Source organism: Sphingorhabdus lacus (assembly GCF_009768975.1).
Classification (GTDB): Bacteria; Pseudomonadota; Alphaproteobacteria; order Sphingomonadales; family Sphingomonadaceae; genus Sphingorhabdus_B; species Sphingorhabdus_B lacus.
In genome coordinates this window covers 3,124,657-3,140,538 of sequence record NZ_CP035733.1, presented here as the reverse complement: position 1 = coordinate 3,140,538, position 15,882 = coordinate 3,124,657, and the positions used below count along the sequence as shown (strand labels likewise).

The 15,882-nt window shown below is 61.4% G+C and carries 14 protein-coding genes; 9 read left to right on the top strand and 5 right to left on the bottom strand.

What is annotated here, in order from left to right:
• Positions 1-32: 32 nt before the first annotated feature.
• Positions 33-1,397: a putative O-glycosylation ligase, exosortase A system-associated gene (locus EUU25_RS14980; RefSeq protein ID WP_158902326.1), complete on the bottom strand. Its 1,365-nt coding sequence runs from the start codon at positions 1,395-1,397 to the stop codon at positions 33-35.
• Entirely contained in the window at positions 1,390-1,560 is a 171-nt protein-coding gene (locus tag EUU25_RS14975) for a hypothetical protein (RefSeq protein ID WP_158902324.1), read from the bottom strand. The genes EUU25_RS14980 and EUU25_RS14975 overlap by 8 nt, the downstream gene beginning before the upstream one ends.
• Before the next feature lie 101 nt (positions 1,561-1,661).
• Between EUU25_RS14975 and EUU25_RS14970 the strand changes: the two genes are divergently transcribed.
• Both EUU25_RS14970 and EUU25_RS14965 read left to right on the top strand, forming a co-directional pair.
• Positions 1,662-2,885 (top strand): TIGR04063 family PEP-CTERM/XrtA system glycosyltransferase, encoded by a 1,224-nt coding sequence (locus EUU25_RS14970; RefSeq protein WP_158902322.1) that lies wholly within the window; start codon positions 1,662-1,664, stop codon positions 2,883-2,885.
• A gap of 30 nt (positions 2,886-2,915) precedes the next feature.
• Positions 2,916-3,902, top strand: a complete 987-nt coding sequence (locus tag EUU25_RS14965; RefSeq protein WP_158902320.1) for a hypothetical protein — start codon at positions 2,916-2,918, stop codon at positions 3,900-3,902.
• Positions 3,903-4,003: 101 nt separating this feature from the next.
• Here EUU25_RS14965 and EUU25_RS14960 read toward each other — a convergent pair whose 3' ends face one another.
• Entirely contained in the window at positions 4,004-5,242 is a 1,239-nt protein-coding gene (locus EUU25_RS14960; protein ID WP_158902318.1) for a polyhydroxyalkanoate depolymerase, read from the bottom strand.
• 251 nt (positions 5,243-5,493) lie between these two features.
• On the opposite strand from EUU25_RS14960, the gene EUU25_RS14955 reads away from it, so the two are divergent.
• Positions 5,494-7,206, top strand: a complete 1,713-nt coding sequence (locus tag EUU25_RS14955) for an ABC transporter transmembrane domain-containing protein (protein WP_158903463.1) — start codon at positions 5,494-5,496, stop codon at positions 7,204-7,206.
• Between the two features lie 62 nt (positions 7,207-7,268).
• On the opposite strand, the gene EUU25_RS14950 is transcribed toward EUU25_RS14955, so the two are convergent.
• Together EUU25_RS14950 and EUU25_RS14945 are read right to left on the bottom strand one after the other, a co-directional pair.
• Complete coding sequence (locus EUU25_RS14950) at positions 7,269-7,718, bottom strand: DUF1465 family protein (RefSeq protein WP_158902316.1); 450 nt, start codon at positions 7,716-7,718, stop codon at positions 7,269-7,271.
• A 133-nt stretch (positions 7,719-7,851) separates the two neighbouring features.
• Complete coding sequence (locus EUU25_RS14945; protein WP_143776667.1) at positions 7,852-8,049, bottom strand: YdcH family protein; 198 nt, start codon at positions 8,047-8,049, stop codon at positions 7,852-7,854.
• Positions 8,050-8,204: 155 nt separating this feature from the next.
• Here EUU25_RS14945 and EUU25_RS14940 point away from each other — a divergent pair, with 155 nt between their 5' ends.
• The 6 genes from EUU25_RS14940 to ftsH all read left to right on the top strand — a co-directional run bounded on the left by EUU25_RS14940 (position 8,205) and on the right by ftsH (position 15,878).
• Positions 8,205-8,372, top strand: a complete 168-nt coding sequence (locus EUU25_RS14940) for a YdcH family protein (RefSeq protein WP_158902314.1) — start codon at positions 8,205-8,207, stop codon at positions 8,370-8,372.
• Positions 8,373-8,447: 75 nt separating this feature from the next.
• Positions 8,448-10,712, top strand: coding sequence for a phosphoenolpyruvate--protein phosphotransferase (gene ptsP / locus EUU25_RS14935; RefSeq protein WP_158902312.1), 2,265 nt, complete (start codon positions 8,448-8,450; stop codon positions 10,710-10,712).
• 96 nt (positions 10,713-10,808) lie between these two features.
• Positions 10,809-11,801 carry a helix-turn-helix domain-containing protein gene (locus tag EUU25_RS14930; protein WP_246162763.1) on the top strand — a complete coding sequence of 331 codons (993 nt, stop codon included), beginning with the start codon at positions 10,809-10,811 and terminating at the stop codon, positions 11,799-11,801.
• A gap of 119 nt (positions 11,802-11,920) precedes the next feature.
• On the top strand, positions 11,921-12,847 hold the full coding sequence (locus EUU25_RS14925) for a tetratricopeptide repeat protein (RefSeq protein ID WP_158902308.1): 927 nt from the start codon (positions 11,921-11,923) through the stop codon (positions 12,845-12,847).
• Positions 12,838-13,785: a tRNA lysidine(34) synthetase TilS gene (gene tilS, locus EUU25_RS14920; protein ID WP_158902306.1), complete on the top strand. Its 948-nt coding sequence runs from the start codon at positions 12,838-12,840 to the stop codon at positions 13,783-13,785. Before EUU25_RS14925 ends, tilS begins: the two co-directional genes overlap by 10 nt.
• A 143-nt stretch (positions 13,786-13,928) precedes the next feature.
• Positions 13,929-15,878, top strand: coding sequence for an ATP-dependent zinc metalloprotease FtsH (gene ftsH, locus EUU25_RS14915; protein WP_158903461.1), 1,950 nt, complete (start codon positions 13,929-13,931; stop codon positions 15,876-15,878).
• The last annotated feature ends 4 nt before the right edge of the window (positions 15,879-15,882 follow it).

Below are 15,882 nucleotides of genomic sequence, written 5' to 3'. Positions count from 1 at the left end.
CGGGCTTTGTTCCCGTGGCGCTTCCTTCGCCTTTAGGCCTCGGCCAGTTTCCTCCGGCTGGTTATGGGCTTCCACGCCGCCTCCTTGCGGCGGCGGGCGAGGTAGGTGTCGAAACTGATCTGCAACGCGATCAGCATGTAGAAAAAGGTCTGGAACGCGATCCCCACAAAGAGCGAGCCGACCAGATAGACGATCTGGCTGTTCTGCAAGGCGGTGGCGAGCGGGGCGACCCAGGCTTCGTCGGGGCGGTTGCGTTTGCGGTAGAGGCGGCTGATGACTTCCATCCGCCAGACGCCGCCAAGGTGGATGATGAGCCACATCAGCAGGCCCGGGAAGCCCTGCTCGCCCAGCATCTCGAAATAGCTGGAATGGAAGGCGCGGCCTTCGTCGACGATCTCGCGCACGGCGGGCGCATCATAGTCCGCCGGTTGGGCAGGGTTGCTTTTCTGCTCCATATCGTAGCGGATGCGGTTCTGCCGATAGACGTCAAAGCCACCGCCCAGCGGGTGTTCCTTCACATATTCCCATGTCCACGCCCAGACGGCGAGGCGGGTCGAGGCGGATTCGTCGGCTTTGTAATTCTTGATGGTGTCGGCCCGCGTCGTGAAACTCGACGGCAGGAACGGCACCGCCGCCAGCCCTACGAGCGCGACTGCGCCCAGATACAGCATCCGGTGCCGGACGTAGCGCAGCAGCAAAATGCCGAGCACGGCAATGCACACAATGCCGGTGCGCGCCTGCGTGCCGACAGGGATCAGCAGGCAGGCGAAGATCAGACAAGCGGCATAGGCGCGCACCTTCCAGTCGGGTTTGAATATCGTCCCGTGCTTGGCAAGCCAGAGGATGAGCGGGATGATGGTGATCGCAACGCAGGACACGATGCTGCCTTCGAACAGGCCGCTATTGTCGTCGATCAGGATGACGAGCGAGCCATAGCCCCCGCCGCCCGCTGCGGTCTTGATACCGCCGGTCACGATGAGGGCGGAGGCGCAGAGCACCATCGTCAATATGGTCGCCTCCATCCGCAGCTTTGTGCGCAATGTAAGGGGCAGGAAGGCGGCAAAGACCAGCGCTTTCCAGACCCAGTTCCATTTGTCGAGCGCGGCCACAGGCTCCACCGCGACGGACGTTGTATAGCCGCAATAGCCGAGCAGCAGGATCAGCAGGAACCAGCGCGGAGATACGCGCACATCCTTTTTATCATCGCCCAGCGCAAAGCCTGCAAAGGCGAGCGCAAAGAGGATCAGCGACAGCGGTATCGAGTTCAGCAGGAAATAGCTGAGCCGTTGCGGCGACACGATGTCGACATAGGCGTAGACCAGCGTGAACAGGAACGGCCGCTTGAACGCCATCAACATGATGAGCGCGATATAGCCGACGAAGATCAGGTCACGCATCGGGCGTTCCCTTGGGCGCGGGGCGCCGGGGCTTTGCAAATCCTGTTGGCGTTTCGTCAGGTGCCGGCGGGTCCTCGACGTCGAGGTCGGGCCGGTTCATGAGATGCCACAGCGCAAAAGCGAGCAGGGCGTGACTCAGCAATATCGAAAAATTGTCGATCACCGGGGATGCGCCCCTTTTGGCCGATATGCGCCTGTCATAGCTTGCCTATATCCGCGCCGGGTTGACGTGACGTTAATCCTTTTCTGGCAGGGATTTGGCCCATGTCGCGCATACTTCATATTCTTGATCACAGCCTGCCGCTGCACAGCGGGTACACGTTCCGCACCCGCGCCATCATGAAGGCGCAGGCCGCCGCCGGGTGGGAAGTCGCCGGAATCACGGGTGTCCGTCAATATCAGCACGGGCAGGTTCCCGATGCCGTTCAGGAGACGGTCGAGGGCCTGACTTTCCACCGCACCCTGGGCGAAGTGTCCGGGCCTTCGCCGTTGCGCGAATGGCGTGAGATTGCTGCCTTGGCCGATGCGATCGTCGCCCTGCACGCGCGCTGGCCGTTCGATCTGCTCCACGCCCATTCGCCTGCCCTGAACGGCTTGGCCGCCTTTCGCGCGGCGCAGCGGTTGGGCTTGCCGCTGGTCTATGAAATCCGCGCCTTTTGGGAAGATGCGGCGGTCGGCAATGGCACGGGCAGCGAAGGTTCGGCCAAATACCGCCTGACGCGTGCGCTCGAAAATTATGTGGTGAACCACGCCGATGCGGTCGCGGTCATCTGCGAAGGGTTGAAGAACGATCTGGTCGGACGCGGTGTGCCGCCGTCGAAAATCACCATCTCGCCCAATGGCGTCGACCTTGAACTGTTCGGATCACCGCCGCCTGCGGACAGCGCGCTCGCCGCGCAGCTTGGCCTGACGGGCAAGGATGTGATCGGCTATATTGGCAGCTTCTACGATTATGAAGGGCTGGACGACCTGATCGCCACCATGCCGTTGATGGCGCATGACGCGCATCTGCTCATGGTGGGCGGCGGACCGATGGAGCAGGCATTGCGCGCGCAATCACTGGCATCGCCCTGTGCCGACCGGATCCATTTTGTCGGCCGCGTCTCGCATGAAGAGGTCGAGCGTTATTACAGCCTTGTCGACCTGCTGGCCTATCCGCGCAAGAAGATGCGCCTGACCGATCTGGTCACCCCGCTCAAACCTCTGGAGGCGATGGCGCAGGGACGGCTTGTTGCGGCGTCGGACGTCGGCGGGCATCGCGAGCTGATCCGCGATGGCGACACCGGCACTTTGTTCGCGGCGGACGATCCCGCCGACATGGCCGCCGCGCTGGACCGTCTGTTTGCCAACCGCACCGGCTGGGACGCGATGCGCGACCGGGCGCGGCATTATGTTCAGAATGAACGCAGTTGGCAGAAGAATATTTATCGTTACGATCCTGTTTACCATTTGCTGATAGGGGATAAGGCAATTGCCCGAGCGGCGTGAGCGCAAGGGTGGACCAACAGGAAGTACATAATGCCGAAAAGCGTGCCAAACAGCCAAGTTAAAGCCGTCGCCATGGCCATGGCCGGTGCAACTCTGGCCGCCGTTTCAACGATGTTTGTCCCGGTCGCCATGCTCGAATCGGTAACCGGCGCGACCGGACTTTCCGAACTCATTCCCGCCGCCCGCGCCCCCTTGGGCGATACAGCGCGCGCCTTGATCGCCTTTGGCGCAGGGGCATTCACCCTGTCGACATTGACTTATTTATTGCTCCGCTTTGATGGTGCACCAGCCCAGCGCCCCGCACCTGTTCATGCAGCAGAGCCTTCGGTTCCCGACTGGATGGTGGACGACGAAGACCAAAAGCCGACCTTTGCCGACCGTTTGGCCCGCCTTCGTATGCCCGCGCTGGCCTTGCCGAAAATGCCGTGGCAGCATGACGAAGACGCCATTACCGAGCTTGCCGATTTGCCCAAGCTGCGCAACGGCGATACCCATCCCGACGCACCGCCACGCCGTCCATTGTTGGCAACGCAGGATTTGCCGGTTCTGGAACTCGCGGACGTCGCAACCGAAGTGACCGTCGAGCCAGCGGTTGAAGATGTTGGAGCACAAGAGCCTGTTGCAGACGTGGCTGTTGCCGAAATGGCACCTGAACCGGTTGCACCTGTGGCCGAAGAAATGCCGGTCGTGGCACCCGTCGCGGCCGAAGATGTGCAGCCGACGCTCGCCGAAATGGTCGCCCAGTTGGAAGCCGCCGTTGCCGAACGCCAGAAACAGCTCGCCGAACTGGAAAGCGTCGCCGCCGTCCTCGCCGTGCGGCAGCCTGCTCCTGTCGTTGACGAAGACGCCCATATCGAAGTCGTCGCCGACGCCGATGTCAGCATCGAACCCACCCGCGATGGCCGCCCGACCCTCGAGGTCGTGCATGATGTGGCGGCGGTTCAGGATGACAATATGGATTCCGCACTGGCCGCCGCGCTTGCGACGCTGAAGCGGATGAACGGGGCGGCGGGTTAAGGATTCGTCCCGATCGAGAGGGTACAGCCCCTCACCAACTCCGCTTAATTCGCTGCGCTCATAAGGCTTTGTGATGTGCGGGGATTGCCCCCACAAAACCCTCAACCATTATGCGCGGCGATCCATTCTTCGAGCACCGGCGCAATGCGTTCGCGCCATTTGCTGCCGTTGAAAATGCCATAATGGCCGACTTCGGGCGCCATATGGTATTTCTTGTGGCTGTCGGGCAGGCCGGTTGCGATGGTCAGCGCGGCTTTGGTCTGGCCAAGGCCGCTGATATCGTCCCGCTCGCCTTCAATCGCTAGGATCGCAATGTCCTTAATCGCGCCGGGGTCGACCAGCTTGCCGCGATAGTTGAACTCGCCCTTGGGCAGCAGGTGGCGCTGGAACACGGTGTCGACCGTCTGCAGGTAGAATTCGGCGGTCATGTCGCACACCGCGCGATATTCGTCGTAAAATTCCTTGTGCCGGTCTGCGCTTTCCCCATCCCCTTTGACGAGGTCGGAGAACATGGACCAGTGGCTGATCATATGGTTGCCAAGGTTCATCGACATGAAGCCGGAAAGCTGCAGGAACCCGGGATACACGCGGCGGCCCGAGCCTTTATAATAGGGCGGCACGGTCGCGATGACATTTTGCACGAACCAGTCGTGCGGACGGCGGGTCGCATGGTCGTTGACGGCGGTGGGGGCCTCGCGGGTGTCGATCGGGCCGCCCATCATGGTCAGCGTGCGCGGACGCAAGGGGTGTTCATTTGCGCTCATGATCGCGGCTGCGGCATAGGCCGGAACCGACGGCTGGCACACGGCCAGCATATGCGCGCCGCGACCCCCTGCATCGGGACCGATGAATTCGAGCCACTCGATCAGATAGTCGATATAGCTTTCCAGATCGAAACCGCCGCCGGTCAACGGCACATCGCGCGCATCTTTCCAGTCGGTGATATAAACGTCATAAACAGGCAGCATCCGCTCCACTGTGCCGCGCAGCAGCGTGGCGAAATGCCCCGACATGGGCGCACAGATCAGAAGCCTTGGCTTTTCGCTGCTGCCTTCATAGGTAAAATGCTTGAGCTGACCGAAGGGCTTGCGCGCTTCGTTGACTTCGGTGACCGGCAGATGCTTTCCGCCAATGTCGACAAAATCGAGTCCGAAGGCGGGTTTGCCGCGCGGCATTACCGAATGGGCAAAAACGTCAAGCGCGGAGGCCGCAATCGGGGCCATGCCGCCATAGCTGAACGGACCGGAAGCAAAATTGTTCAGGAAATCAGCTTGTTTCTGGGCAATCCAACCTGCGCCAGCAAGCCATCCGCGCTGAATATCATAACCGGTGTAAAGCATGGGTACGTCCTTAAAAATATCCGCCGGGCCGTTGCCGGCACCCGCTCATCGGGCCCGACATAAGCCTTTATTGTGCATTGCACCATAAAAAACTTAACACTTCGTCCCTCTGCGCAATTGTTTGCGTGTCTGCGCACTGCTAGGCGCTACGCATGACTGAACAGACCCTCGCGGCGGCGACACCCGCCGAACCTGTCGAAAATACAGCCGCGGAAACGCCGCAGCCCACCCGCAAACTGGCGCAGCTCCGGATGGTTGCCCATTTCGCCAGCCATTATCCGCGCCAGATACTCTATGCCGGTATCGCGCTTGCTGTCGCGGCCAGCGCGACGCTGGCGATCCCTGCGGGTTTCCAGCGGATCATCGACAAGGGCTTCATCGCCAATGGCGGCGACATCGACCCCTATTTCCGCTATCTGCTGATGATCGTCGCGGTGCTCGCCGTGGCGACGGCGCTGCGCTTCTATTTTGTGAGCTGGCTGGGTGAGCGCGTGGTGGCCGACATCCGCGTCGCGGTGCAGAAAAACCTGCTCGGTCTCGCGCCGCGCTTTTTTGAAGAAAACCGCCCCGCCGAAATCGCCAGCCGCATGACCGCCGATACCGCCGTTATCGAACAGATTGTCGGCACCACCGTTTCGGTTGCCGCGCGCAATCTGGTGATTGGCGTCGGCGGCATCATCTATCTTTTCACCCTCGCCCCCAAATTGACGGCGGCCCTGCTTATCGGCATCCCGATCGTCATCCTGCCCATCGTGTTCATCGGGCGTCGGCTGGAAAAGGCGTCGCGTTCCTCGCAGGACCGCGTCGCGGATATCGGCACCATCACCTCGGAAAGCCTGGGTGCGCTGAAAATCGTGCAGGCTTTCGGGCAGGAAGGGCGCGAGCATATCCGCTTTTCCGACGCTGTCGAAAGCACCTTTGCCGCGGCCAAGCGCCGCATCGGCCTGCGCGCCATGCTGACCGCCATTGTCATCGCCCTGATATTCAGCGCGATCACCCTGCTGATGTGGGAGGGTGCACAGGGCGTGGCCGAGGGCACTATTTCAGGCGGCACCATCGCGGCCTTCGTCCTGACCGGCGGTCTCGTTGCCGGTGCGTTCGGGGCATTGACCGAAGTCTATGGCGATCTGGTGCGCGGTGCAGGCGCCTCGGGCCGTCTTGCGGAATTGCTGGCGGCACAGCCCGATATCGCCCCGCCTGCCAAACCTGTCGCCCTGCCGGTCCCCCCGCGCGGGCAACTTGAGTTCCAGAATGTGAACTTCCGCTATCCCACCCGGCCCGAAGTATCGGCGCTCGATAATTTCAGCCTGAAGGTCAGCCCCGGCGAAACCGTCGCCGTCGTCGGCCCGTCGGGCGCAGGCAAGTCGACTTTGTTCCAATTGGCGCAGCGTTTCTACGATCCCGAAAGCGGCGCAATCCGCATCGACGGCGTCGCGCTGACCAGCGCCGACCCTGCCGAAATCCGCCTGCGCATGGCCTATGTGCCTCAGGACACCGTGCTGTTCGCCTCCTCCGCGCGCGACAATCTGCGCTATGGCAACTGGCTCGCCGACGACGACGCCATCTGGCACGCCGCCGAACAGGCCAATGCCGCGAACTTCCTGCGCGAATTGCCGCAGGGGCTCGACACCTATCTGGGCGAAGGCGGCGCGCGGTTGTCGGGCGGGCAACGCCAACGCATCGCCATCGCCCGCGCCGTCCTGCGGCAGGCCCCGATCCTGCTGCTCGACGAAGCGACCAGCGCACTCGACGCCGAAAGCGAACGTCTGGTGCAGGATGCGCTCGACCATCTGATGAAGGACCGCACGACCATCGTCATCGCGCACCGTCTGGCCACCGTCCGTTCGGCTGACCGGATCATCGTGATGGACCAGGGCCGCATCGTCGAAGAAGGCGATCATGCGAAGCTAAGCGCCGCTGGTGGTCTCTACGCACGGCTGGCGAGTTTGCAGTTCGACGCTTGAATTAAACCATCAATTGTCGCCTCTCCCCTTCAGGGGAGAGGGGGGTCGAACCTAACAAGACCTCAAAAAGAAGCGCGCAGCCTTTCTATCATCGCCAGCGGTTCGGGGACCGGCATATCGGCGCTGCGCATTTTCTGGCTCATCCGCTGCAGGCGGAAATAAAGGTCTTCGCTTGCGGCGATCAGGGCGCGGGCTTCTTCGGGGAAGCGGTCAACCTGGAACGAGTCGCTGGCGGGGGAGTAGCCCAGATCGCGTGCGTCGGTCAGGCTGTCATAGTGCGAAATTTCGCCCGCGAGCAAAGCTTTCTGGTTAAGCAGCCATGCAATGCTGTGCATCAGGCGGGTCGTCACCTTTAACGATTCGCATGAAAAGGCGACGGATATTTCAGGCGAAAGATTGACGGTCATCTGGTCACGGTCAAAATAGGAACGCGCCTCATCCGCCAGAATCATCGCTTCGATATAGAGCGATTCCAGCAGTTTCGGGGTGAGTTCGTGATGCAGACTTTCCATCTGCAACCTTATGCCACCGGTGCTGTAAAAATGTTAGGGCAAATCGGCGCAAAACCGGGTCAGTGGCGCGACTGTACCGGGATGAAACGCCTGATAGATAAATGTAAAATGGTTAAGATGGCGAAAAGGCCAATCAGGCAATGATATCCGGCACAAGCTGGTCTTCCAGCCGCATGATGCGGTCCTTCAGGATCAGTTTCTTTTTCTTCAGCCGGGCAATCTGCAACTGGTCGACGATCGTCTGCGAGGAAAGTGCGCGGATCGCATCGTCAAGGTCGCGATGCTCAACCTTTAACTGTTCGAGCTGCTGCTGGTAACCTTCGTCGTTCATAATCCCCTCTAACCTTATTGGGGTTAACAAGTCATCGTCAAAATGGGACCCACTATCCCAAAGCTAGAAATTGGATCGAATTGAGGGAAGACATCGTTAAGCTTTCATGATTTACTCTCGTTCCATGTCGTCGAGTCTCGTGAAAGGAGAATGAGGTGAACAACAGTCACATGTCCGCATTGCGTTTGAAACATGCCGAACTGGAAGCAAAGCTGGAGCGTGAAGAGAACCGCCCGCTGCCCGATACCGGGCTGATCCACGCGCTCAAAAAACAGAAACTCCATCTGAAGGATATGCTCACGCAGGAATCGCTTCCTGCCTGACCCTCGGGCTTTTTCCCGGAATAAAATTTGAGCGAGGGTATCGCTTGCGCACGGCGCATCTGCTAGGTGCGGAATATGGAAAGCGCTACCCGTTCCGCCCGTAACATATTGACCGGCCTGCACGAAGTCATGGCATCCAAAAACCATGCGCAGGCCAAGTTGAACCATGTCGTCAATATTATCGGCGAGGCGCTGTCGAGCGAGGTATGCTCGATCTATCTGCTGCGCGACGGTGCGCTGGAACTGTTCGCGACCCGCGGACTGAACGAGGCGGCGGTCCATGTCACCCGTCTGGGCCTGGGCGAAGGTCTGGTCGGGACGATTGCCGAAAATGTCGAGACGCTGAACCTCGACGAGGCATCGGGGCATCCCAATTTCCGCTATGTCCCCGAAACGGGCGAAGAACGGTTCCACAGCTTTGCCGGTGTCCCCATCGTCCGGTCCGAACGCGCCGTCGGCGTGCTCGCCGTGCAGCATGTCGAACCGCGCAAATATGAAGAGGTCGAGATCGAGGCGCTGCAGACCGTGGCGATGGTCTTGTCCGAACTGATCGCCAATGCCGACCTGATCGACGACCCCGAAATCGGTTCGGGCATCGAAACCGGTACGGTCAGCCTGACCGGCCTGCCGCTGGTCAAGGGTGCTGCCGCAGGCGTCGCCATTTTCCACCAGCCCAATGTCCGCATCGAACATACCGTGGCCGAGGATACCGAAGCCGAACGCCAGCGCGTCTATTCCGCCTTCGACAAGATGCGCGAACAGATCGACCGCATGGCGAGCCAGATCGATTTCGGCACCGGCGGCGAACATGAGGAGGTCATCGCGACCTACAAGATGTTCGCCTATGACGAAGGCTGGAGCCGCCGCATCAACGAGGCCATCGACAGCGGCCTGACCGCCGAAGCCGCGATCGAGCGGGTGCAGCAGCGCACGCGGATGCGGATGCGGCAGATTGACGATCCGCTGCTCGCCGACCGGATGCACGATCTGGAGGATCTGTCGAACCGCCTGCTGCGCATCGTGTCGGGGCAGATGAGCACGGCGGCGCAACTGGGCCTCAAAAAAGACACCATCCTGATTGCGCGCAACCTCGGCCCTGCCGAACTGCTCGAATATGACAAGCGCCGGTTGCGCGGCGTGATTTTGGAAGAAGGCTCGCTGACCGCCCATGTCGTCATCGTTGCGCGTGCGATGGGCATTCCAGTGCTCGGCCGGGTGCGCGGGATCCGCCACAAGGTGCGCGATGGGGAGATGATCCTTCTCAACGCCGACGAGAAGAGCGTCATCGTCCGGCCGTCCGCGAGCGCCGAGGAAAGTTTCCAGCACCAGCTTGTCGACCGGCAAAAGAAAAAGGCCCGCTACGCCGCGATGCGCGACGAGCCGGCGGTGACGAAAGACGGGCTTCCGATCACCCTGATGATCAACGCAGGGCTGCGCGACGATATGTCGGCGCTGGCGACCACCGGGGCCGAAGGCGTCGGCCTGTTCCGCACCGAATTCCAGTTCCTGATTTCCGCCACCCTGCCCCAGCGCGAACGGCAACAGCGTTTCTACCGCGACGTGCTCGATGCCGCAGGCGACAAGCCTGTCATTTTCCGCACGCTCGACATCGGCGGAGACAAGGCGCTGCCTTATTTGAAGGACGAAACCAGCGAGGAAGAAAATCCCGCGCTCGGCTGGCGCGCATTGCGCCTGTCGCTTGACCATGCCGGGTTGATGAAGACGCAGGCCCGCGCGCTGATCGAGGCGTCCGCCGGACGCACGCTGAACGTCATGTTCCCTATGGTGTCCGAACCGTGGGAGTTTGATGCGGCGAAGGCGATCTTCGAAGGGCAGATGGAATTTCTGGGCAAGCTGAAAAAGCAGTTGCCGAGCAAGGTGCGCTATGGCGCGATGCTGGAGGTTCCGGCGCTGGCCGAAACGCTTGATATCCTGCTGCCCAAAATCCAGTTCCTGTCCATCGGCACCAACGATCTGACGCAATTCCTGTTCGCCGCCGACCGCGCCGACCCGCGTCTGGCCGAACGCTATGACTGGCTGAGCCCGGCGATCCTGCGCTTCATCAAGCGGGTGGTCGACGCCACCGACGGGCATGACGTGGATGTGGCCGTGTGCGGCGAAATGGGCGGACGCAGTCTGGAGGCATTGGCGCTGATCGGACTTGGCATCCGTCGTCTTTCGATCACACCCGCCGCCGTCGGTCCTGTAAAGGCGATGATCCGTTCCACCGACCAAGCCGCAATCAAGGCAAAGATGACGGAATTGCTCACGTCACCGACGCAGAATCTGCGCTCTGCCTTATCCGTCTGGGCCACGGCTCAGGGTATCGAAACCAGCTGAATTTACACCCTTTATCGATTGACTTTCATCGGCACGATGCCATTGTCCGGCATCTGCCCGGAGAGGTGGAGGGAGAACGGGCCGTGGAGATTTGCATTGGGTGACGATTCACCGAGCGAGGAAGAATTTCGTTTTCAAACCGTCGGCGAACAGCTGAAGGCGGAGCGTGAGCGCTTGGGCCTCAGCCTATCCGACCTCGCTGCGAAGACACGGGTGCCGATGCGGCATCTGGAATCCATTGAAAAATCCGACTTTGGCGCGCTCCCCGGCTCCACCTATACGCTTGGTTTTGCGCGCTCTTATGCCCGCGCGGTGGACATGGACTCCGCCAAGGTCAGCACCGACTTGCGCGCCGAACTCGCCCAGGGTGGGCATGAAGGTTATCAGGCACCGCTGCAAAATTACGAACCCGCCGACCCCGCCCGCGTACCGTCGCGTGCGCTTGCATGGACAGCGGCTGGCATCGGCGTCCTGCTCGTTGCCGCCTATTTTGTCTGGCGCAGCATGACGCTTGGCGGCGGTGGCGACATTTCCATGCCCGCACCGGCTGCGGAAAAGGCGGCATCTGCGGCCACCGCGCCTGCCGAAACGCCCAATCCCGACGGCGCTGTTGTTCTGACCGCCACCGACAATGTCTGGGTGAAGGTCTATGACGCCGACAACAAGCGTCTCTACGAGAAGGAAATGGTGAAAGGCGACAGCTTCACAGTGCCGCAGGATGCGAACAAGCCGATGATCGTGACCGGACGGCCGCAAGTGCTGACCGTAACCGTGGGTGGCAAGGAAGTTCCCGCCCTTGGTCCGGCGGACAAGACCGTCGCCGATCTTGAAATTAGTGCGAAAGCCCTGCTGGCCCGCGTTCCTGCCCCCGCCCCTGCCGAAAGCACGGCGAGCACGCCCGCGGCAAGCACCACGAGCAGCAGCAATAGCAACAGCAGCGCAAGCAACAGCACCCCGCGCGAACGGACCGTGGAACGCCGCACTCCGGCCGCCAATCCGTCTGCGCCCCGGGTTACCGAAAAAACGGTGGAAAAAGCCGCTGAAGCCCCTGCTCCCGCAGCGCCCGCGACGGAAAATAGCGGGAATTAAGGCCGATCCCGTATCTTTCGGATTCCAAACTTTACATTCCCTGTTGCGTTCGGCCTTTATTGCGTGAATCGGGCAAGCTATAGAAACCTGCTTTGGTCGACATTCTGGAGGGTAGCCCAATGACACTAAGAATCCTGCTGTTAGGCAGTGCCGCCTGCATGATGAGCGTTTCCGCATTGGCGCAAGATGCCAATCTGGACGGCCGCGTCGGCAAGCTGGAAAAGGAAATGCGCGCGGTCCAGCGGCAGGTCTTCCCCAATGGCGCGGGCAAGTTTCTGGAACCGGAAATTCAATCCCCGACCGCGCAAAAGCCGACCACATCCTCGTCGACCGCAACCGCCGACCTGCTCGTCCGCGTCGATGCGCTTGAAACCCAATTGGCAACGCTCACCGGCCAGTTCGAGCAGCATGACAATGCCATGCGGCAGATGGAAACCCGGTTGAAGGCGATTGAAGCCCAGTTGAAGGCGCAGGCCGATCAAGCCGCCGCGGGCACCGCCTCGGTCGCGCCCGTCGTCACCACGCCTGCGGCAACTCCTGTTGCCACACCCGCCGCAGCCAAGCCCAAGCCGGCAACGACCACTCCGGCGGTTGCGGCCAAGCCCACCGCTGCGCGGACAGCCGCTGTCGCCGCAATCGAAAAGCCCGCGACCGGCGATGCGTTCGAAGATGGCTACACCTATGGTTTCCGTTTGTGGGAAGCAAAATTCTACCCCGAGGCGCAGGTTACGCTTGAAGAAACCATCAAGAAAAACCCCAAGCACAAGCGCCTGAGCTATGCCCGCAATCTGCTGGGCCGCACATGGCTCGACGACAAGAAACCGGCGACGGCGGTCAAGGTGTTCTACGACAATTACAAGACCGACCCGCGCGGCGACCGTGCCCCTGAAAGCCTTTTCTTCCTGGGCTCGGCATTGACCGACCTCGGCAAGACCGCCGAAGCGTGCGAGGCGTTTAACGAGTTGGCGAAATCCTATCCCGATGTCGCCACGGGGCGTCTCGCCGACCGGATTGCGGGCGGCAAAACACGGGCCAAGTGCAAATAAGCCAGCCGCCCGAATATCTCGACCGTTTCCGGCGGGCGCTTGACAGCTTTGCGCCGGATACGAGCGACCCGATCCTTCTGGCCGTGTCCGGCGGCCCCGACAGTCTGGCGCTCCTGCTGCTTGCGGCAGAGGCGCGGCCGGGGGCAGTTTTTGCCGCCACCGTCGACCATGGCTTACGCCCCGAAGCCGCGCAGGAGGCCGACTTTGTCGCGCACATCTGCGCCGGTATCGGAGTCCCGCACCTGACCTTGCGTCCCGAAGCAGCGATTACCGGCAATCTCCAGTCGCAGGCCCGCGCGGCGCGCTACCGTCTGCTGGAACAGGCCGCCGATGGCCAGCATTGCACCCTGATCGCGACCGCGCATCATGGCGATGACCAGTTGGAAACCGTGCTGATGCGGCTGGCACGGGGCAGCGGGATTGACGGTATGGCGGCAATCCGCAGCCGTAATGGCCGCATCATCCGGCCCATGCTCGCCTTTTCCAAGGCTGAGTGCGAGGATATCTGCGCGCGCGCAGGGATCGATCCTGTGCGCGACCCCAGCAACAGCAATGCCGAATATGACCGCGTCGCCATCCGCCAATGGCTCGCCCAGGCACCGCATCCCTTCGCCATCGCACGCACCAACCGCACCGCGCGCGCCTTGCACGATGCCTCCGACGCACTGGTCTGGATGGTGCAGACTTTGGCCGAAGAGCGGATCGTGGAGGACGCAGGTACGCTGCGGTGCGACGCCAGCGGCCTGCCCCGCGAACTCAAGCGCCGCCTGCTGCTCGCCTGCATCACCCGCCTCGATCCCGCGCTGCAGCCCCGGGGCGAGGCCGTCGACCATCTGCTCGCCGAACTGGACGCGGGCCGGACCGCGATGATCGGAAATTTGCTGTGCAGCGGAGGGTCGCTTTGGACAGTCGCGCCCGCCCCGCCACGGTCGGCATAGCCTCTCCCGCAGCACAGCAAAGGAAACTCCGCTTCTCCGTGCAAAAATTGCGCTTCATTATATTGTCATTCACGCATTCGCGCTTACATTGCCTCCATGTCCCGACGCACTTCGCACGGGTGAAGACAATCAAGGCGTAGATGATGAACGACGAACCGGAGTCCAAAGGTAATCCGCTGTTGCGCAATATGGCCATTTGGTCGGCAATCATTGTCGCCATTTTGCTGGTTGCGTCCATTTTTGGCGGCACTTCGGATCCCGCAAAAGGCATCAGCTATTCGTCCTTCCGCGAAAAGGTCGAAGCTGGCGAGGTCAAGTCGGTCGCGATTGCGCCCGAACGGATCACCGGCAAGTTCCAGAATGACGAAACCTTCGTCACCGTTCCCATTCCCGCCGACAGCGGCCTCTATCCTCTGCTCGATGAAAAGGGCGTCGATGTGCAGGGCAAGGCCGAAGAACAGCCCAGCCTGTTGCTGATCCTGCTCTATCAGGCGCTACCCTTCCTGCTGATCCTCGGCATCGCTTTCTTCGTTCTGCGCCAGATGCAGAAGGGCGGCGGCGCCGGTGGGGCGATGGGCTTTGGCAAGTCCAAGGCAAAATTGCTCACCGAAAAGCATGGCCGCGTCACCTTTGAAGATGTCGCCGGTATCGATGAAGCACGCGAAGAGCTGCAGGAAATCGTCGAATTCCTCAAGGACCCGCACAAATTCTCGCGCCTGGGTGGCAAGATTCCCAAGGGTGCGTTGCTCGTCGGTTCGCCCGGCACCGGTAAGACCCTGCTCGCCCGCGCGATTGCCGGTGAGGCAGGCGTGCCCTTCTTCTCCATCTCCGGTTCGGACTTTGTCGAAATGTTCGTCGGCGTCGGCGCAAGCCGCGTGCGCGACATGTTTGAACAGGCCAAGAAGAACGCGCCGTGCATCGTCTTCATCGACGAAATCGACGCCGTGGGCCGTAGCCGTGGCGCAGGCCTTGGCAATCAGAATGACGAGCGTGAGCAGACATTGAACCAGCTGCTCGTCGAAATGGACGGCTTTGAAGCCAATGAAGGCATCATCATCGTCGCCGCCACCAACCGTCCCGACGTGCTCGACCCCGCCTTGCTGCGTCCCGGCCGTTTCGACCGTCAGGTCGTCGTGCCGCGTCCCGACATTGATGGCCGCGTAAAGATCCTCGAAGTGCACATGAAGAAAGTGCCGCTCGCCCCCGATGTGGACGGCCGCGTCATTGCCCGTGGCACCCCCGGCTTCTCCGGTGCGGACCTTGCCAATCTGGTGAACGAAGCCGCCCTTCTCGCCGCGCGCCGTGGCAAGCGCCTTGTCGCGATGCAGGAATTTGAAGACGCCAAAGACAAGGTCATGATGGGCACCGAGCGCAAGTCGATGGTCATGACCGAGGACGAAAAGAAGATGACCGCCTATCATGAGGCTGGCCACGCGATTGTGTCCATCCATGAACCGGCGTCCGACCCGATCCACAAGGCAACGATCATTCCGCGCGGCCGTGCGCTGGGTATGGTCATGCGCCTGCCGGAACGTGACAGCTACAGCTATCACCGTGACAAGATGCACGCCAACCTGTCGGTGTCGATGGGCGGGCGTGTCGCCGAAGAGCTGATCTTCGGTTATGACAAGGTGTCGTCGGGCGCGTCGAGCGATATCCAGTACGCCACCAGCCTCGCCCGCGACATGGTCACCCAATGGGGCATGTCCGACGAGATGGGCCCGCTGCAATATGAAGAGCGGCAGGACGGCTATCTCGGCTATGGCATGTCGCAACGTTCGGCCATGTCGGACGAAACCGCGAAGAAGATCGACGCCGAAATCCGCAAGCTGGTCGAAGGCGGCCACAAGCGGGCAACCGACCTGCTGAAAAAGCACAGCAAGCAATTGCATCTGCTGGCCAATGCGCTGCTCGAATTCGAAACCCTGTCGGGCGAAGAGATCAAGTCGCTGCTGGCCACCGGCAAGTTCGAGCGGGACGATGGCGCGATTGCCAAGCCGTCGAGCATCCCGCAAATCGGCACCGCCATTCCCAAGGCCGGCCGCCGCAAGGCAGGCGATGTATCGGGCGAACCCAACCCGCAAGGCGCGTAAGCAC